We start from the raw sequence: 19,227 nt of genomic DNA, 5'->3' as shown, positions 1-19,227 counted from the left end.
GATCCTCCGGATAAAAGTTTTATCCACATGTGGATAAAGGAGTTTGAATCTGATGAGTATGGCACAAATAATTAAGTACTCCCCAGATCATGTGGATAGGGTAGAATATTTGTGGATAGATAAGTTTGTGATGTGGACAAGGTAAAGCGAACAAGAGGAAAATACATAACTAGGGAGGATTTCAGTGGATAACAAAAACAAACTTGTGTGGATAGAGCATTTTACAGTACAAGCCAGTGATACCGACTGCCGTTCCCGGGCGAAGTTGTCGTTTATTCTGGAGATTATGCAGCGTACCGCCGATTCAGCAGTGAATTCACTTGGGCTAAGTCTGGAGCGTATGCTGGAAGCAGAAATGGGCTGGATGATGATTACACTCGATCTTGAATTCCACCGCTATCCGCAGCTGAATGATCAGCTGACGGTCCATACCTGGAGCAAGGGGACCAAAGGGGTGCTGTGGCAGAGAGATTATCGTATTTTTGACATAGAGGGTATAGAGATTGCTTCTGCACGTACGACCTGGGCACTTGTGGATATCATTAAGCGTAAGCTTCTACGGCCAGCGGCACTGCCAATAGAAGTCATTCACTTTACTGGTGATTCTGTTGGAGAGCTTCCGGAAAAGGTATCTGCTCCTAAAGAGCTGAGCATGGTGGAAGCCTACCGTTATCAGGTTAGATACAGCGGATTAGATACCAATAACCATTTGAATAATGCGAGATATGGAGATATCTGCTGTGATGTCTTGTCGCCGGAAGAGTGGGAGACCCGTGACCTCAAGCGTTTCCGGATAACTTATATGCAGGAGGCTAAATTCGGCGATGAGTTAGGCATCCAGCAGTCAACGGTGAACCGGGGGAATGTATGGGTGCAGGGCGAGTCGTCTGCCGCTGTAATGTGTTTTGCAGCTTGCTTAGAGTTTGGGGAGTATTAATTATTATAATAATCCATTTAAGTTAAATGATGTATTAATAAAACCAGCCTCATTCCACTGACCGGGAATTGGCTGGTTTTATTATGTGGGGATAGCTCTATAGCAGCTGCAAAGGAATATATATTTCGCTGATCGAATCTTTGTTGTCCGGGCCCAAATAGCGGCTTCCATAATATTCAAATTCAAAGGGGAGAGAAAGCCTATACTCGCTTCTGGGCAGCCAGGTTTCGTATATATATTTGTAGGTCATGGGAACATCGCGGGACAGGCCCTGGTGAATAAATCTCAAATATCTGGCAGCAGGCAATGTATGCACAGGAAAGTCAGCCGGAGCATGCTCGGCCTCATTTAATAATCCATGCTCCGGACTCTGCACATTCAGCTGATCCAAGGCGCAGGCACATAGGAAGCTAACACCGCTATTCTCATAATGATCCGGCCAAAGCCCGAGCTGATAGTAGCTTTCAGGGCGGCTGCGTGCCGGTAGGCGGGCTATGTTGCTGAACAGCAGCTGCCAGGCATCGGCAATAACTGAATGATCCTCAGTGACGGAGACGAGCGGACCCTGCAGTATAACCGCGTCCAAATCGACGATATCCGGCTCTTTTCCCAGGATTAAGGGCAGATGCAACAAATCGCGTTCCTCCAGCCTATGCATCAGCGGCAGCAGAGCAGGGACTTGCCTGCACCGGAGATGAGAGGGCGAAGTATGAAGAATTCTTTTGAAGGACCGGGTGAAGGTCTCGTAATCATTGAACTGGTAGTCCAGTGAAATATCATGAAATGACCGTTCCGGCATCCGCTGAATATCGAAGGCAGCTTCAGTAATTCTGCGCCGGGCGATATAATCACCGGGAGTCATGCCAGTGACCGCTTGAAACAGGCGGATATAATGATAGAGGGAATAGCCCGCCTCTGCGGAAAGGGTTTTAATGGACAAGCCGGATTTCAGGTTAACTTCAATCCATTCCAGCGACCGGACGATAAGCTCACGATTATTCACTAAGGACCTCCTGGACGTATAGATTCATTACTCTTTGACCCAATCTCCCCAGCCGGCAGCCCAGTCAGGTACGCTTACCGTGCGGACACGGTCAGTGCTTGGAAAGTAAGGCTTGAGATCAAGGACAGGTGTGCCGGGATACGCATCCAGACCTGTGATTTCAACAATACCGGCCTCCACATCAACAGACTCAATTGCAACGACACTAAGTCCAAGCGGGTTGGGACGGATGGGGGAACGTGTGGCAAATACCCCGCTGAGCGGCGCATCATAAGGCGGCTGGATCTGTGTTGTCTGGCGGAAATGGACATCCGTGAATTCATGCACCCACCAGATGACCTGACAATGGCTGAAGCCGGATAACCCCAGTAGTGCAGATGCAAACTCAGGCTTAATCATAAGCCGCTGGTTCTGCTGATCCTGTGCGACAACCCCTACTGGAGTTAAATTATACTCTTGCTGCTGATTCATTTCTGTGACTCCTCTCTGTAACCGGAATTACTTCATTGTATATTGCCGGCTGTGGACCCGGCCTGATGATATTTGCGGACTTTTAACTCGTGTTATAATAGGTTGGTTGATATGGAAGGGAGAGAGCTATGAAGATACTGGTACTGGCGGAAAAGCCATCGGTGGCCCGGGAGATTGCACGGGTGATGGGCTGCGGAAACAAACAGAAAAGTTATATGGAAGGTCCGAAATATGTAGTGACTTGGGCTTTGGGGCATCTGGTCGGACTGGCTGAACCCGAAGATTATAATAATAAATTTGCTGCCTGGGCGCTGGAGGATCTGCCTATTCTGCCGGAGAAGACCAAGCTGAAGGTACTGCGTGAAACGAGCCAGCAATACAAGGCAGTACAGCAGCTGATGAAACGGCAGGACATCGGGGAACTGATTGTGGCCACCGATGCTGCACGTGAGGGTGAGCTGCTGGCCCGCTGGATTATGAATATGGCCGGCTGGAAGAAGCCGTTCAAGCGGTTGTGGATATCCTCACAGACCGATAAGGCGATTAAGGAAGGATTTGCTTCGCTCCGGCCAGGCAGGGATTTCGACAGATTGTATGAATCGGCCCGCTGCCGCGCCGAAGCGGATTGGATGATCGGACTGAATGTTACACGGGCTCTGACCTGTAAGTTCGGTGCGCCGCTCTCAGCCGGGCGTGTGCAGACTCCAACCCTCGGGATGATTATGGACCGGGAGAATGAAATTACCGGCTTCCGCTCCCAGGAGTACGATCTGCTGGCCGCAGACTTTGGTAATTTCCAGGCGGGCTGGCGTGCCCAGGGCGGGGATGGGCGGATTTTTGACCGGGAGAAGACGGCGATCCTGAAGGATAAGCTTACCGGGCGCAGTGGACGGATTCTCAAGGTGCAGAAAAGTGAGAAAAGTGAACCGCATCCGCTGGCCTATGATCTGACCGAGCTGCAGCGGGATGCTAACCGCAAATTCGGATTCTCGGCTAAGCAAACCTCAAGTGTGCTTCAGAAGCTGTACGAGCAGCACAAGCTGGTTACTTATCCCCGTACGGACAGCCGCTATCTGACAGCTGATATGACAGGAACGCTTAAAGAACGGCTGGACAGCGTGGCAGTCGGACCTTATGCTGCCTTGGCAAGACCTTTGCTGCGTAAGCCGCTGCCGATTACGAAAAGGATTGTTGATGACAGCAAAGTCAGCGATCACCACGCGATCATTCCGACAGAGCAGACTGTCCTGCTCAACCTGCTGAGTGCAGAGGAGCGAAAGCTGTATGATCTGATTGTAAGACGGTTCATCAGCCTGTTCTACCCGCCGGCGCGTTATGATGCGGTAGCAGTGACGGTAAGCGTGGAAGGCGAAACCTTCCATGTTAAAGGAACAACGGTTAAGGACGCGGGCTGGCGTGAGGTCTACGGCGGTGATATGAGTTCGGATGATGAAGACGAGAACGCGGGTGATGAGCCGGCGGCAAGCAGTGTGAAGCTGCCGGAGCTGCGTGAAGGCGACAGCGTGAAGATTCAGCGCTGCATTATCAAGCCGGGGCGGACGCAGCCGCCGAAGCGCTATAATGAAGCTTCTCTGCTGACACAGATGGAGAAGCACGGGCTGGGGACGCCGGCAACCCGGGCGGACATTATTGAGAAGCTGGTCAGCTCGGACACGATTGAACGCCAGGGCAATCTGCTGCATCCGACCGGCAAAGGCAAGCAGCTGATCGGACTGGTGTCCGGCCAGTTGCGCACTCCTGAGCTGACAGCGCGCTGGGAAGCGGAGCTGGAGAAGATCGCCCGCGGACAAGGGCGGCCGGAGCCGTTCCTGCAGGGGATACGCAGCATGGCCCAGGAGCTGGTGTCCGGGGTGAAGAGCAGCAGCGCGGAATACAAGCCGCATAATGTCTCCAGCAGCCACTGTCCGGAATGCGGGACAAGAATGCTGGAGAAGAAGACCAAACGCGGCAAGCTGCTGGTCTGTCCGAAGGAGGACTGCGGCTATACCCGGGCGGGAGAGAAGCAGCTATCGGGCCGGCGCTGCCCGCAGTGCCATAAGAAGATGGAACAGAAACAGGGCAAAGCGGGCTTGTATGTGCAGTGCCTGGGCTGCGGAATTACAGAGACCATAGATAAGGACCACAAGCACATTAATAAACGGGAGCAGCAGAAGCTGGTCCAGCAGTACAGCAAGCAGGAGAGCGCCGGCTCCAATCTGGGTGAGCTGCTGAAGGCAGCAATGGAAGCCAAGAATAAGGGGCAATGAGGCTGCGGTAAGGTGATGGCCGGAAATATAGCGGATAAATATCGTAAGCGTGAAGCCGGCTGTTATACATAAAAATTTGAAACGGGTGATACAAGTGGCGGCGGTTAAGCGGATAGTGGAAGATATAAAGTCGGCACAAGCCCCGGAGAATAGGAGGGGCAGCCGGTTTTTCTTTTTGGTCATTGTCTTTATGTTCTGGTTCTCCTCCTATATCTATGTTCCGGTGCTGTCTCCGTATGTGGAGCATCTGGGTGCTTCCTATATAATGGTCGGTGCGGTCCTGGGTGTATACGGCCTGATGCAGATTCTGTTCCGGCTGCCGATCGGTATCGGCTCGGATATTCTTAACCGGCGGCGGCCGTTTATTTATCTGGGGCTGATTGCCAGCGGAGCGAGCTGTCTGCTGTTCCTGGCAGGCGCGCATCCGGGGTGGGCATTGGCAGCGCGGGCGGTCTCAGGGATTGCTGCATCCGCGTGGGTCGTATATTCAGTGATGTTTGCGGGTTATTTTCCGAAAGAAGAAGCTGGTAGAGCAATGGGGATGCTGCAGTTCACAACGGTGATTGCCCAGTTGACCAGTATGATGATCAGCGGGTATATGGTCGATCACTGGGGCTGGAACACCCCGTTCATCATCGGCGGCATTGTGGCAGCAGCAGCGTTGCTGCTTGCACTCCGTCTGCCTGAACAGAAACAGGAGAAGCGGAATGCAATTCAGATTAAAGACCTCGCAGATGTGATACGGGAGCCGCTGCTGGTCAAGGTCTCGCTGTTATCTGTGCTTGCGCATTGCGTATTGTTCATTACGATGTTCGGTTATACACCGAATCAGGCACTGAGTATTGGAGCGAGCAAAGAAAGCCTCGGCTGGCTGACACTGGCCTTCATGCTGCCGCATGCGGCAGCTACCCTTTACGGCTCGCGCCTGTTCGGCAAGTGGCTCGGTGACCGGGGGACGCTGATGCTGGGTTTTGCCGGGAGCGCAGTGTTCACGCTGCTGATTCCCTCGATGCCTACGCTCGCCGCCCTCTGCGCTACGCAGGTTGGAAACGGCTTTATGCAGGGGCTTATTTTCCCGTTACTGCTGGGTAAATCTGTCTCGGGCGTCGCTCCGTTCAAACGGGCAACAGCTATGGGCTTTTATCAGGCGGTGTATGCGGTAGGAATGTCAGGCGGCCCGTTTGTGGCGGGCTGGATGAGTGCGGCGTATGGTTTGACCGGCGGATTCTGGCTTGGCGGCTTTGCGGCAGCGCTTGCTGCAGTGTTGTCCTGGATCTGGATCAGAGAAGCTGGCGGAGCAGGTAAGGGAAGCAGCAGTAACATGCGGATCTCTGGCGGACAGGGGTAGGTTTGCTGGAATAGAATCGGAATCTCTGCGGAGTACCTGAGTGGTTACCTGCACCGAGTTAATTGGTTTTTTGCCGGAAAGGGTAATATAATAGAGAGTAGTAGATAGGTTGCAAGGAGGAGGGGCCGGAAGGTATGGTCAAGGTTGTATTGCTGTGGTTTCTGCTGATCAATGTGATCGGGTACGTGGTGATGTCGGAGGACAAGAACAAGGCCCGGAAGAGGCGGGACCGGGTGCCGGAGAAAACACTGTTCCTGCTCGCGTTCATGGGCGGCGCACTGGGTGTGCTGATTGCCATGTACCGTAAGCGCCACAAGACCAGGCATGCTTCCTTCAGGATCGGAATTCCGCTGCTGCTGCTGCTGAATCTCCTGCTGTATGGATACTTTTTAGGATAAGAACAGTACAAAACAGAAAGAGGTGGCGTATATGTTATTCTCTAAAATTTTGCTCGCCTATGACGGTTCGAAGGCATCCAATCAGGCATTGGAGCGTGCGATTGAACTGGCAAAGGTAACCCCGGGATCATCCCTGTACGTCGTACACGCATTCGAATTCCCGCGTTTCTTCATCGGGGAAGCTCTCGCGCCTCTGCCGGCTTCAGTGAACAAGGATTATTATGATCTCGCCGTCCAGACTACGGATGAAGTGAAAAGCCGCCTGGAGGCGGAGGGACTGAATGCTACGGTGGAGCTTCTGCAGGGCTCGCCTGCCGAGGTGATTCTGGCTTATGCCAAAGAGCACGCCATGGATGCTATTGTTATCGGCAGCCGCGGACTCGGGGGAATCCGGGAGTTTGTTCTGGGCAGTGTCAGCCATAACGTAGTGCAGAGTGCACGGATTCCGGTGCTGGTCGTCAAATAAATCGGTTACAAGTAGAGGGACGCTGCGGCGTTCCCTTTTTTTAAGGGAAGAATTTGTATGCTAAGGCTGCACTTAGTAGGGGGATATCCTTATGGGATAGGCAAATTGAGCCGTAAATTCAATTTCAATTGTGCCTAAAAGCGAACATTTGACAGACACGATATGACAATGTTCGTGTTTAAGTTGACACGAAGTGTAGGGCGTTGTTAAACTGAACGTATGAAGAGCTCGTATAAAACCGGGAATAGGGCCCGGAAGTTTCTACCCGGTAACCGTAAATTGCCGGACTACGAGGAACAGGATAACTGGAACAGCCGGCATAGCCGCCACGTACACCGGGGCGGCGTGCCTTGCGCTTGTCCTTCTTAAAGGCGCCGCAGGTACAGATGCGAGAGCAGTTATCTTCTGATTCCTTAGTAGTCCGGGTCCACCCGCAGCAAATTGCGCTTGGAATCCGGGCTATTTTTTTCGGGATTATAGGAAACTGAAGGAATTGGACACACTTACTACTAAGATTAATCTATAACGGGAAACGGAAGGCTGGGTGAACGATGTCTGTGCAGGTAGGAGTCATTATGGGCAGCAAATCGGACTATGAAACGATGGAGCATGCATGTGCTGTGCTTGAGGAGCTTGGTGTGCCGTATGAGAAAAAGGTAATCTCGGCGCACCGCACGCCGGACCAGATGTTCCGTTATGCCGAGGATGCTGCAGGCCGCGGCCTGCGGGTAATTATCGCCGGTGCGGGCGGTGCGGCACATCTGCCGGGTATGGTGGCCGCTAAGACCATCCTGCCGGTCATTGGGGTTCCGGTACAGTCCAAGGCGCTGAACGGCCTGGACTCGCTGCTCTCGATTGTGCAGATGCCGGCAGGCATTCCGGTAGCTACGGTAGCGATCGGCAAGGCTGGTGCTGCCAATGCAGGCTTGCTGGCCGCCCAGATTATCGGCGCTTACGAGCCGGAGGTGGCAGCCAGGGTGCAGCAGCGGCGTGAAGCGATTCAGCGCGAAGTGCTGGAAAGCAGCGACAGCTTATGAGGCCGGAGGAAATAAAGGCCGGGGGGCTGGAAGGTGCAGAGCAGAAACAAGCAGTTGGAGCCGGGGCGGCGGTGCAGCAGCCGCGGACGCTGCTGCCCGGTGCAACGATCGGCGTGCTCGGCGGCGGGCAGCTCGGGCGCATGATGGCGCTGTCCGGCAGCGCCATGGGCTACCGCTTCGTGGCGCTGGACCCAGCCAAGGATGCGCCCTGCGGGCAGGTGACGCCGCAGATTACAGCGGCGTATAACGACCGGGACGCGGCGCGGGAGCTGGCGCAGCGCGCGGACGTGATCACGTACGAATTCGAGAACGTCGACGCAGGCGTAGCCGCGCTGCTGACAGAGGAATCGTACGTGCCCCAGGGCAGCGCGCTGCTGTATACGACGCAGCACCGGCTGCGCGAGAAAGCGGCCATTGAGGCTGCGGGCGTGCCCGTTGCCCCTTACCGCAAGGTCGGCAGCCTGGCGGAGCTTGAGGCCGCGGCTGCCGGCCTGGGCCTGCCCTGTGTGCTGAAGACAGCCACAGGGGGCTACGACGGCAAGGGACAAGCCGTCATCCGCCGGCCGGAGGAGCTTGCGGAAGCGTTCCGGCAGGTGGCGCCGGGGGCTGAGGCAGCCTCGGCACAGGTGCCGGAGCTGGTGCTGGAGAAATTCATCGCCTTCCAGTGCGAAATTTCGGTCATTGCCGCCCGCAGTGCATCCGGCGAGGTCAAGAGCTTCCCGCCTGCGGAGAACATCCATGTGAACAACATTCTGCATCTCTCGATTGTGCCGGCCAGGGTGCCGGAGGAGATTCAGCAAAGGGCCTGCGAGCTGGCCGAACGGATTGTGTCCGGCATGGACGCTGTCGGACTGCTCGCGGTGGAGATGTTCGTAACGGAAGCCGGAGAGCTGTTCGTCAATGAGCTGGCTCCACGCCCGCACAACTCCGGGCACTACACGATGGATGCCTGCGTGACCTCGCAGTTCGAGCAGCATGTGCGGGCGATCTGCAACCTGCCGCTGGGCGATACGAAGCTGCTCACTCCTGTAGTGATGGTGAATGTGCTCGGCCAGCATCTGGATGGGGCCGTTCAGGCGGCATGCATCGTGAATGAAGCAGCAAACAAGCTTGGCATAGCACCCAAGCTTCATATATATGGCAAGACCGAGAGCAAAACCGGCCGCAAGATGGGCCATATCAACCTGCTCTGCAAGGACACCGGAGACGGCCTGGACTGGGTAGAGCAAACTAACCTTTGGAGGAACTGAACAGATATGATCGAACGTTACAGCAGACCTGAGATGCGGGCCATTTGGACCGAAGAAAATAAATTCAACGCATGGCTGGAAGTTGAGATTTGCGCTTGTGAAGCCTGGGCTGAGCTGGGAGTGATCCCGCATGAAGATGCCGCAAAGCTGCGCAAGGACGCCAAATTCGACATCGCCCGGATTGATGAAATTGAGCTGGAAACGCGCCATGACGTGATCGCCTTTACCCGTGCAGTATCCGAGAGCCTGGGTGCAGAGCGCAAATGGGTACACTACGGTTTAACCTCCACAGATGTTGTTGACACGGCGCTCGGCTACCTGCTGCGTCAGGCCAACGAAATTCTGGAGCAGGATATTATCCGGTTCATTGAGATTCTTAAAGATAAAGCAGTAGCTTACAAAGATACCCCGATGATGGGGCGCACCCATGGTGTACACGCGGAGCCAACCACTTTCGGACTCAAAATGGCACTCTGGTACGAGGAAATGAAGCGTAACCTGGAGCGCTTCCGTCATGCGGCTAACGGCGTACAATTCGGTAAAATCTCCGGGGCTGTCGGCACCTATGCCAACATCGATCCGTTCGTTGAAGAATTTGTCTGCCGCAAGCTGGGCACAAGCCCCGCACCGATCTCCACGCAGACGCTGCAGCGTGACCGTCATGCAGAGTACATGGCTGCACTGGCGCTTGTTGCTACATCCCTCGACAAGTTCGCTACTGAAATCCGCGCCTTGCAGAAGAGTGAGATCCGCGAGGTGGAAGAGGCTTTTGCCAAAGGTCAAAAGGGTTCATCCGCCATGCCGCATAAGCGCAACCCGATCGGCTGCGAGAACATCTCCGGCCTGTCCCGCGTGATCCGCGGCCACATGGTTACTGCTTATGAGAACGTGCCGCTGTGGCATGAGCGTGATATTTCCCATTCCTCCGTGGAACGGATCATCCTGCCGGATGCGACCATGCTGCTGAACTATATGCTGAACCGCTTCGGCAACATCGTGAAGAACCTGACCGTATTCCCTGAGAATATGAAGCGCAACATGAACGCCACCTTCGGCGTTCCGTTCTCCGGCCGCATCCTGACGAAGCTGATCGACAAAGGCTTCAGCCGCGAGCAGGCTTACGACACCGTGCAGCCGCGCGCGATGCAGGCCTGGGAGGAGCAGACCCAGTTCCGTGACATCGTGGAAGCTACACCGGAAATCACCGCCGTGCTTAGCCCGGAAGAGATCGAGGATGCGTTCAACCCTTCTTGGCACCTTAAACATGTGGACACCATCTTCCGCAAGCTGGAACTGATCTAAAGAAGGTAAGCAGATAAGCAAGATCATTTGTTCAAATATAAGGATTAATATGTTTTACTCTATCAATCATCCTTATATTTCTCGCCGAAACGGATACCGTCCTTGTTAAGGACGGAGAAGCCGTTTCTACTTGAAGGGAGGAAAGGTCATGACATCAACGGCCGTATCCACAGCCGTGGAACTCGTAAATGCGCCGCTGCTCTACAAAGGGAAGGTTCGTGAGCTGTACGATTTGGGGGAAGAGGTCCTGATCGTCGTTACCGACCGGATCTCTGCATTTGATTACGTGCTGGACCCGGCGGTACCGGACAAAGGCAATGTGCTGAACCGGCTCAGTGCCTTCTGGTTCGGCCAGACGAAGGAGCTTATAGAGAATCATGTGGTCCACATTGATGTGGATAAGCTCGGGGATATCGCGAAGGATCGTGAGGCACTGAAGAACCGCATCATGGTGGTCCGCAAAGCGGAGCGGATCGATATCGAATGTGTTGTGCGCGGCTGCATTACCGGCGGCGGCTGGCGGCAGTACCAGGAGACCGGCAAAGTGAACGGGATTGAGCTTCCCGCGGGGCTGCGCAAGAACGCAGTGCTGGCTGAGCCGATTTTCACACCTGCTGCGAAGAATGATGTCGGCCATGATGAAGATATTCCTTTTGAGCAGATGCAGGAGCAGGTCGGTGCGGAGCTGGCGCTGGAGCTGAAGGAGAAGAGCCTGAAGCTGTTCGCTTTTGCCAGAGAATATTGCGCAGAACGCGGCATTATCCTCGCCGATTGCAAGTTTGAGTTCGGGCTGCTGGACGGTAAAGTCATCCTGATCGATGAGATTTTCACACCGGATGCCTCCCGTTTCTGGGCCAAGGACAAATACGCACTGGATATCGAGATTGACAGCATGGATAAGGAGCCTGTACGGACTTACCTTTCGGCATCCTCCTGGGACAAGAACAGCACGCCGGACCCGCTGCCGGTTGAAGTCGTTGAAGAAACCTCACGCCGGTACCTGGATATCTATCACCGCCTTACCGGAAAGTCCTTATAGATCATTTGATGATTCTGTCTTGATCCCTTGACAGCCAACTTTTAATTGCATTCTCAGCAGTTGTTTTACCAGATAGAAGGGCCAATAACGGTTTAACTGTATCTGGTACAACTAAAAAGAAGCGAAATGGCCCGAAACACAGATTTTCATAGAAATAGCTGTACGAAATGCAACTATAGTTATTTTCACAGGCGGAATTGAGATTATAGCTGTACATTATGCAGTTAAGTTAGGCCAAGTCAAACTCATTAAATCTTAGGAGGAACTACAAGCGTATGTTAAAAGCGACAGTCTACGTCACCATCAAGAAAAGCGTGCTCGATCCCCAAGGTGTAGCCGTGCAAGGGGCGCTGCATTCCGTTGGTTTCCAGGAAGTTGAAAGTCTGCGAATCGGTAAGTATATGGAGATCACGCTGGATACCGACAACCGCACGGAAGCGGAAGGACGCCTCAAGGAAATGTGCGAGAAGCTGCTGGCCAACACGGTGATCGAGGATTACCGCTACGAATTGGAGGACTAGAAGCCATGAAATTTGCTGTACTTGTCTTTCCAGGCTCCAATTGTGACATTGACTGCTACAAGGCAGTAGAGGACACTCTCGGTGAACCCGTGGATTATGTGTGGCATACGGCGACGGACCTGTCGGCTTATGACTGCATTCTTGTGCCGGGCGGTTTTTCCTATGGTGACTATCTGCGCTGCGGTGCGATTTCCCGGTTCGCTCCGGTAATGGCGGAAGTAGCCAAAGCTGCGGAGCAGGGCAAATTCGTGCTCGGCATCTGCAACGGGTTCCAGATCCTGACCGAGGCCGGCCTCTTGCCGGGTGCGCTGCGCCGCAACATGTCGATGAAGTTCCGCTGTCATGATACCGTGCTTAAGGTCGTAAACAACACAACACCGTTCACTATTGACTATGCGAAGGATGAAGAAATCGTCATTCCAATCGCGCATGGCGAAGGCAATTACTACTGTGATGAAGAGACTTTGGCTGAGCTTAAAGCGAATAATCAGATCGTATTCACATATAGCGATAACCCCAACGGTTCAGTAGCCGATATCGCGGGGATCAGCAATGCAGCAGGCAATGTAGTTGGTATGATGCCTCACCCGGAACGTGCGGTTAACAGTCTGCTCGGTTCGGAAGACGGCAAACGGATGTTCACATCCATTCTCACAACCTGGAGGGATCGTTATGACGCAGCAAGTATCCGCTAAGGAGCCGACCGCAGAGCAGATCGCGGAGCAGAAAATCTACAGTCAGTTCGGTGTATCGGACAGCGAATATGAGCTCATTACCTCCTTCATGGGACGTAAGCCTAACTATACCGAAATCGGCGTGTTCAGCGTAATGTGGTCCGAGCACTGTGCGTATAAGAACTCCAAACCTCTATTGGGCCGTTTCCCGACAAGCGGACCGAAGGTGCTGATGGGACCGGGCGAAGGCGCGGGCATCGTCGACATCGGTGATAACCAGGCCGTTGTGTTCAAAATCGAAAGCCACAACCATCCGTCGGCTGTTGAGCCTTATCAGGGCGCGGCGACCGGGGTGGGCGGGATTATCCGCGATATTTTCTCCATGGGTGCAAGACCGGTGGCGCTGCTGAATTCGCTGCGTTTCGGGAAGCTTGAGAGTGACCGGGTAAAATATCTGTTCGAGCATGTCGTGTCCGGGATCGCAGGCTACGGCAACTGTATCGGCATTCCTACTGTCGGCGGGGAAATTATGTTCGATAACAGCTATGACGGTAACCCGCTGGTCAATGCGATGTGTGTCGGCCTGATCGATCATGATAAAATCCAGCGCGGTGTCGCCAAAGGCGTAGGCAATCCTGTGTTCTATGTGGGACCTCCTACCGGCCGCGATGGAATTCACGGGGCAACCTTTGCCTCCGTTGAGCTGAGCGAAGAGTCCGAAGCCAAGAAGACTGCGGTGCAGGTCGGCGATCCGTTCATGGAAAAGCTGGTTATGGAATCGTGTCTGGAGCTGATCGACAGCGGTATCGTACTTGGTATTCAGGATATGGGCGCAGCGGGCCTTACATGCTCCAGCGCGGAAATGGCAAGTAAAGCAGGCAACGGCCTGGAGCTGTACCTGGATCAGGTGCCGCAGCGGGAAGAAGGCATGACGCCTTATGAGATGATGCTCTCTGAATCCCAAGAGCGGATGCTGTTCGTAGTAGAGCCTAAGGATGAGGCCCAGGCCCAGGAAATCTTCGACCGCTGGGGCGTCATCTGCCGCAAAGTCGGTAAGGTTACCGATGATGGCCGCCTGAAGCTGTTCCATCATGGTGAGGTTGTCGGCGATATGCCGGTAACGGCGCTGGTGGATGAATGTCCGATCTATAACAAACCGTCTGCGGTTCCGGCTTACTATGAGGAGAACGCTTCGGTAGATACACTACGCTACGAAGAAGTAACCGACCTTGGCGGTGCTCTGCGTACTGTGTTGGGATCACCTACAGTAGCAAGCAAAGCATGGGTTTATAACCAATACGATTATATGGTTCGTACCAGTACGGCCATCCGCCCGGGTTCGGATGCAGCAGTGGTAACCATCCACGGTACACGCAAAGGGCTGGCAATGACTACGGACTGTAACGGACGTTATGTCTATCTTGACCCTGAAGTCGGCGGACGGATTGCCGTCAGTGAAGCCGCGCGCAATATTGTCTGCTCTGGTGCCCAGCCGCTGGCGATTACGGACAACCTGAATTTCGGCAGTCCCGAGAAGCCGGAGATCTTCTGGCAGATGGAACGTGCTGTAGACGGTATGGCCGAGGCCTGCCGTGTGCTGGATACCCCGGTCATCGGCGGTAATGTCAGTCTGTACAATGAAAATGCATCGGGAGCCATCTATCCGACACCGGTTGTCGGTATGGTGGGTCTCGTAGAGGATACCGATCATATTACAACTCAGGCCTTCAAGCAGGAAGGCGACGCTGTGCTGCTGCTGGGCGTTACGAAGGCAGAGCTGGGCGGCAGTGAATTCCAGTATGCCGTTCACGGTCTGACCGAAGGACGTCCGCCGGCACTCGACCTGGCAACCGAACGCAAGCTGCTGGATGCTGTACTCGCTGCGATCCGCGGCGGTCTTGTCCGCTCGGCGCATGACCTCTCGGAAGGCGGTCTGGCCGGAGCCCTCGCAGAAAGCTGCATCAGCGGCGTTATTGGAGCGAATATTGAACTTTCAGCTAATGGGCTGCGTCCGGATGTGGCCCTGTTCAGCGAGAGCCAGTCCCGGATTCTCCTGACCTCGGCGCCTGACCGTGCAGAAGAACTGAAAGCGGCAATTGCTGCCTACGGCGTGCCTGTAGAGATTATTGGAACCGTAGGCGGTGACCGCCTGCGTGTGGCGCTTGACGGCGCTGTTGCACTGGATGAAGCTGTTACAGAACTTAAGACCATTTGGGAGGATGCTATTCCATGTCTTATGAAATAAAGACCGGGAACGAGCAGGAAGCCCCTATCCTGTGGACCGGCGACTTTTACAACGAAGGAACGGGCTCGGGAGACATATTTGACACCTTAAAAGAGGAATGCGGCGTCTTCGGGGTCTTCGGACACCCGGAAGCCGCATCCATGTCCTACTACGGTCTGCATGCCCTGCAGCACCGTGGAGAGGAAAGTGCGGGCATCTGCGTAGCGGATGGACGCGACTTTAACTATCACCGCGGCATGGGCCTGGTGAAGGAAGTCTTTGACAAAGACAAAATCGCCTCGCTGGTTGGGGACATGTCCATCGGCCATGTGCGTTACTCCACCAGCGGAGACAGCCGGCTGACGAATGCGCAGCCCCTGGTCTTCAAATACCGTGACGGCGATCTCGCGATTGCCACGAACGGCAACATCGTCAACGAACCGCTGATCCGCAAGCAGCTTGAGCAGGGCGGCTCGATCTTCCAGACGACCAGCGACACCGAGGTGCTGGCGCATCTGATTGCGCGTTCGCAGAAGGATTTTGTCGAAGCGACCAAGGATGCGCTGTCGCAGCTGGTCGGCGGTTTCGCCTTCCTGCTGATGACTAATGACAAGCTGATTGTTGCCTCTGACCCGCACGGCCTCCGGCCGCTCGTTATGGGTCGGCTTGGCTCCGCGTATGTCTTCGCCTCCGAGTCCTGTGCGCTGGAAGTCATCGGCGCCCAGCTCGTACGTGATATTGAGCCGGGCGAGCTGCTCGTACTGGACAAGGACGGCTTCCGCGAAGACCGCTTCGCGGAGCCGAAACGCAAAGCGCTGTGTGCGATGGAATATATCTATTTCGCCCGCCCGGACAGTGATCTGAACGGCTCCAACCTCCATTCCGCCCGCAAGCGGATGGGCAGCCGGATGGCGCTTGAAGCGTTCGTGGATGCAGACATCGTCACCGGCGTGCCGGATTCCAGTATCTCTGCCGCTATCGGCTTCGCCGAACAGACCGGCATCCCGTATGAGCTTGGATTGATCAAGAACAAATATACCGGCCGGACCTTCATCCAGCCGAGCCAGGAGCTGCGTGAGCAGGGTGTGAAGATGAAGCTCAGCGCCGTGCGCCGTGTTGTTGAAGGCCAGCGCGTCGTCATGATAGACGATTCCATCGTGCGCGGCACGACCTCGCGCCGGATCGTCAACCTGCTCCGCGAAGCCGGAGCACTTGAGGTGCATGTACGGATTACCTCGCCGCCGTTCAAGAATCCTTGCTTCTATGGCATCGATACCCCTGACCGCCGCGATCTGATTGCCTCCTACAAGACCATCGCCGAAATGTGCGAGGAGATTAATGCCGACTCTCTGGCCTTCCTCTCCCCGGAGGGACTGATCCAGTCCATTGGCGGCTATAATAGTGACGATTATAAAGGCGGGCTATGCCTGTCCTGCTTCGACAATGATTATCCGACGCAGGTGGATTTCGGCGGAGAAGAGAAGGACGGATGCTCGTGCTAATGGGGGGCATCCCTGTCGGAATATGCCATTCTTTACACTAGATTCGTACTGGAAGTACAAAGACATTTTAATAAGCGCTGTAGACATAAATGTTGTATGTTTTGCAACTTGAGTCCTTGGATAGGCGGGTGTTTGGGAGGATTGTTGTATCAAATACAACATTAATCAGAAAAAGCGACTTAAAAAGGGTGAAATCCTGCATTTTGTACAACAATTTCAGATTTGGGCCGATCTAATGAGCGAAATGTTGTATTCTGTGCAGGATTTTATGAAAAGATAACCGATCAATGCCCTGCAAAGCGGAGAAATCGACGACTTCCTGTAACAAACAGCCGCCGCCGGGCTTAAGCTCCGCTTCCGTCCTGTTTGCTGTTGCCAAATCGGGGGAGCTGTCGCCTAAGAAACTGCATGGGCTTTGCCCCGTACCCTTAGAGGCGCTGGGCTTCGCACAGCGCCGACCAACTGCTGCTGTGCAAGGCGCGAACTTCGGCTTGCGGCACGGGTTTGAACCCTGGTGGTTTGAGTCATGGAGAGGAAATTTGGAACTGGAGGAGCGGTAGCGTCCGCCTGAAAGCTTTCCGCAGGAAAGCTAGCTCCGGGAGCATATGCTATTTGGATTTCTACCGCAAATTGCGGTTCAAATCAAGGAAATCCAAATATAACAGCGGCCGGAAGTCCAAATGTTCATCGCAATGACGAGTATAACCACCGGAAAGGGTTTAATCCCTGCCGCCCCGAACCCGCGCTCTAAACTAAATTAAATGAGGTGTCCAAAGTGTCGGAAGCTTATAAAAACGCCGGTGTGGATATTGCGGCTGGCAATGAAGCGGTAGAACGCATGAAGAAGCATGTGAAACGCACATACCGTCCGGAAGTGATGACGGAGCTGGGCGGATTCGGCGCGCTGTTCGGTCTGAATAAAGACAAATACGAAGAGCCGGTTCTCGTATCGGGAACGGACGGCGTCGGCACTAAGCTCAAAATCGCGTTCGCTGCGGACCGCCACGACACGATTGGCATCGATGCAGTAGCCATGTGCGTGAATGATATCGTGGTGCAGGGTGCTGAGCCGCTGTTCTTCCTCGACTATCTGGCCTGCGATAAGGTAGTTCCGGAGAAGATTGAGGCGATCGTTGCCGGAATCGCCGAAGGCTGCCATCAGGCGGGCTGCGCCTTAATCGGCGGTGAAACGGCAGAGATGCCGGGTATGTACTCGGCGGGAGAATACGACATCGCGGGGTTCACTGTAGGTGTAGCCGACAAGGCTAAGCTTGTAACCGGAGCAGATATTGCTCCGGGGGATACGGTAATTGGCCTCGCTTCCAGCGGAATTCACAGCAACGGGTTCTCGCTGGTGCGTAAGCTTTTGCTGGAGGATGGCGGATACGGGCTTAATGATGTACTGCCCGAACTGAACGCTCCGCTTGTGGATGTACTCCTCGCACCCACCAAAATCTATGTGAAGCCCCTGCTGGCCTTGCTGGAGCAGCTTCCGGTTAAGGGCATGGCCCACATCACCGGAGGCGGGTTCATTGAGAATATTCCGCGCGTGCTGCCGGAGAATGTAAATGTCGAGATCAACTACGGCTCCTGGCCGATTCAGCCGGTCTTTAATCTGATGCAGAGCAAGGGCAGTGTAAGTAACCGTGATATGTTCACCACCTTCAATATGGGCATTGGCCTGGTGCTGGTAGTGGCTGAAGCGGACGGGGAACGGGCACTGGAGCTGCTGAAAGCAAGCGGAGAAGAAGCCTATCTGATCGGTAAAGTAACGCAAGGGGAACGGAGCGTTACTTTTACGGGAGCTGAAGTCTGATGCAGTGGGGCAGGATCGCTGTGTTTGCCTCCGGGCAGGGCAGTAATTTCGCCGCATTGATTCAGGCGCAGCAGGCCGGGAAGCTTGGCGGAGGCAGCATTGAGCTGCTGGTCTCGGACAAGCCGGAAGCGCCCGTGGCACAGCGTGCGGAGGATGCAGGAATTCCTGCCCTCCTGCTGAGGCCGAAGGACTTCGGGAGCCGGGAGCTGTACGAAGCGGCAATTGTAGCTGAGCTTCAGCGCCGGGACATTGGCCTGGTTGTTCTGGCCGGATACATGCGGCTGATTACGCCGGTGCTGCTAGAGCCGTATGCCGGGCGGATTATTAACATTCACCCGTCGCTTTTGCCGGCTTTTGCAGGTAAGGATGCCATCGGGCAGGCCCTAGACTACGGAGTGAAGCTGACGGGAGTTACGGTGCATTTTGTCGATGGAGGCATGGATACCGGACCGGTGATTGCCCAGCGCAGCGTTGAGGTGATCTCTGGAGACACCGCCGAATCTCTTGCAGAACGTATCCACAAGGTAGAGTACGGGCTGTATCCGGAAGTAGTTGCTGCTATGGCCGCTGGCCGGGTAGAGCTGAACGGTAGAATAACAACTGTTAGCAGCTTGTGAGGACTGATAGGGGTGTTTTTCGACATTTCAGGCAACTGAGGCCGATTCTGATATTTCTCGGGAAATATTGCAGGGGGCGGACGGAGTATGTCGGAATGCGGGCGCACTGCTTGAAGATGCCAGAATATAAGATTTACTGTCATAAAGACAGATGTCGTATTAACGGACAAGCAGGAGTGGAAGTGCAGCATGAGATGTCGCATCGGTAGACTAAGCTGCAGTAGGTTTGAAGCAGCAGTCATCGCATTGGCAGATGAAGGGGCATTAGAAGTGTGGACGTGCATCAATAACGAAGAATAGGCAGCAGACATGGCGGTGCGTATAAATTAAGTGGAAAAAGTACAACTAATTTGGC

General features: G+C 54.4%; 18 protein-coding genes and 1 riboswitch. Of the genes, 16 read left to right on the top strand and 2 right to left on the bottom strand.

Going from position 1 to position 19,227, the window contains the following annotated elements; translation table 11 throughout:
- Window positions 1-184 precede the first annotated feature (184 nt).
- A complete protein-coding gene (locus LOS79_RS21690; protein ID WP_315412259.1) occupies window positions 185-937 on the top strand; it encodes an acyl-[acyl-carrier-protein] thioesterase in 753 nt (250 codons plus the stop codon).
- A 97-nt stretch (window positions 938-1,034) separates the two neighbouring features.
- Here LOS79_RS21690 and LOS79_RS21685 read toward each other — a convergent pair whose 3' ends face one another.
- Both LOS79_RS21685 and tsaA read right to left on the bottom strand, forming a co-directional pair.
- A complete protein-coding gene (locus tag LOS79_RS21685) occupies window positions 1,035-1,940 on the bottom strand; it encodes an AraC family transcriptional regulator (protein ID WP_315412258.1) in 906 nt (301 codons plus the stop codon).
- A 27-nt stretch (window positions 1,941-1,967) separates the two neighbouring features.
- Window positions 1,968-2,411, bottom strand: coding sequence for a tRNA (N6-threonylcarbamoyladenosine(37)-N6)-methyltransferase TrmO (gene tsaA, locus LOS79_RS21680; RefSeq protein WP_315412257.1), 444 nt, complete (start codon window positions 2,409-2,411; stop codon window positions 1,968-1,970).
- 128 nt (window positions 2,412-2,539) lie between these two features.
- Here tsaA and LOS79_RS21675 point away from each other — a divergent pair, with 128 nt between their 5' ends.
- The 15 genes from LOS79_RS21675 to purN all read left to right on the top strand — a co-directional run bounded on the left by LOS79_RS21675 (window position 2,540) and on the right by purN (window position 18,872).
- Complete coding sequence (locus LOS79_RS21675) at window positions 2,540-4,678, top strand: DNA topoisomerase III (RefSeq protein ID WP_315412256.1); 2,139 nt, start codon at window positions 2,540-2,542, stop codon at window positions 4,676-4,678.
- A gap of 85 nt (window positions 4,679-4,763) precedes the next feature.
- Window positions 4,764-6,026 (top strand): MFS transporter, encoded by a 1,263-nt coding sequence (locus LOS79_RS21670; protein WP_315422368.1) that lies wholly within the window; start codon window positions 4,764-4,766, stop codon window positions 6,024-6,026.
- Window positions 6,027-6,160: 134 nt separating this feature from the next.
- The gene (locus LOS79_RS21665) at window positions 6,161-6,424 is read left to right on the top strand and encodes a DUF1294 domain-containing protein (RefSeq protein WP_315412255.1); all 264 of its coding nucleotides are present in this window, start codon (window positions 6,161-6,163) and stop codon (window positions 6,422-6,424) included.
- 31 nt (window positions 6,425-6,455) lie between these two features.
- On the top strand, window positions 6,456-6,890 hold the full coding sequence (locus tag LOS79_RS21660; RefSeq protein ID WP_315412254.1) for a universal stress protein: 435 nt from the start codon (window positions 6,456-6,458) through the stop codon (window positions 6,888-6,890).
- 208 nt (window positions 6,891-7,098) lie between these two features.
- Window positions 7,099-7,200, top strand: a riboswitch (purine riboswitch).
- Window positions 7,201-7,441: 241 nt separating this feature from the next.
- The gene (purE, locus tag LOS79_RS21655) at window positions 7,442-7,927 is read left to right on the top strand and encodes a 5-(carboxyamino)imidazole ribonucleotide mutase (RefSeq protein ID WP_315412253.1); all 486 of its coding nucleotides are present in this window, start codon (window positions 7,442-7,444) and stop codon (window positions 7,925-7,927) included.
- A complete protein-coding gene (gene purK, locus LOS79_RS21650) occupies window positions 7,924-9,177 on the top strand; it encodes a 5-(carboxyamino)imidazole ribonucleotide synthase (RefSeq protein WP_315412252.1) in 1,254 nt (417 codons plus the stop codon). Before purE ends, purK begins: the two co-directional genes overlap by 4 nt.
- 6 nt (window positions 9,178-9,183) lie before the next feature.
- Window positions 9,184-10,479, top strand: a complete 1,296-nt coding sequence (gene purB, locus LOS79_RS21645; RefSeq protein WP_315412251.1) for an adenylosuccinate lyase — start codon at window positions 9,184-9,186, stop codon at window positions 10,477-10,479.
- Window positions 10,480-10,627: 148 nt separating this feature from the next.
- A complete protein-coding gene (locus LOS79_RS21640) occupies window positions 10,628-11,518 on the top strand; it encodes a phosphoribosylaminoimidazolesuccinocarboxamide synthase (protein WP_315412250.1) in 891 nt (296 codons plus the stop codon).
- Window positions 11,519-11,793: 275 nt separating this feature from the next.
- On the top strand, window positions 11,794-12,039 hold the full coding sequence (gene purS, locus LOS79_RS21635; RefSeq protein ID WP_315412249.1) for a phosphoribosylformylglycinamidine synthase subunit PurS: 246 nt from the start codon (window positions 11,794-11,796) through the stop codon (window positions 12,037-12,039).
- A gap of 5 nt (window positions 12,040-12,044) precedes the next feature.
- On the top strand, window positions 12,045-12,734 hold the full coding sequence (gene purQ, locus LOS79_RS21630; protein ID WP_315412248.1) for a phosphoribosylformylglycinamidine synthase subunit PurQ: 690 nt from the start codon (window positions 12,045-12,047) through the stop codon (window positions 12,732-12,734).
- Window positions 12,712-14,958, top strand: coding sequence for a phosphoribosylformylglycinamidine synthase subunit PurL (gene purL, locus LOS79_RS21625; RefSeq protein WP_315412247.1), 2,247 nt, complete (start codon window positions 12,712-12,714; stop codon window positions 14,956-14,958). The genes purQ and purL overlap by 23 nt, the downstream gene beginning before the upstream one ends.
- Window positions 14,943-16,439 carry an amidophosphoribosyltransferase gene (gene purF, locus LOS79_RS21620; RefSeq protein WP_315412246.1) on the top strand — a complete coding sequence of 499 codons (1,497 nt, stop codon included), beginning with the start codon at window positions 14,943-14,945 and terminating at the stop codon, window positions 16,437-16,439. Before purL ends, purF begins: the two co-directional genes overlap by 16 nt.
- A gap of 287 nt (window positions 16,440-16,726) precedes the next feature.
- Window positions 16,727-16,999: a hypothetical protein gene (locus tag LOS79_RS21615; protein WP_315412245.1), complete on the top strand. Its 273-nt coding sequence runs from the start codon at window positions 16,727-16,729 to the stop codon at window positions 16,997-16,999.
- A 215-nt stretch (window positions 17,000-17,214) separates the two neighbouring features.
- The gene (gene purM / locus LOS79_RS21610; RefSeq protein WP_315422367.1) at window positions 17,215-18,255 is read left to right on the top strand and encodes a phosphoribosylformylglycinamidine cyclo-ligase; all 1,041 of its coding nucleotides are present in this window, start codon (window positions 17,215-17,217) and stop codon (window positions 18,253-18,255) included.
- The gene (gene purN / locus LOS79_RS21605) at window positions 18,255-18,872 is read left to right on the top strand and encodes a phosphoribosylglycinamide formyltransferase (RefSeq protein WP_315412244.1); all 618 of its coding nucleotides are present in this window, start codon (window positions 18,255-18,257) and stop codon (window positions 18,870-18,872) included. The genes purM and purN overlap by 1 nt, the downstream gene beginning before the upstream one ends.
- Window positions 18,873-19,227 lie beyond the last annotated feature (355 nt).

Origin of the sequence: Paenibacillus sp. MMS20-IR301, assembly GCF_032302195.1 — a bacterium.
GTDB lineage: Bacteria > Bacillota > Bacilli > Paenibacillales > Paenibacillaceae > Paenibacillus_AQ.
The sequence above is the reverse complement of the archived record's forward strand: the minus strand, read 5'-3'. Positions and strand labels throughout refer to the sequence as shown.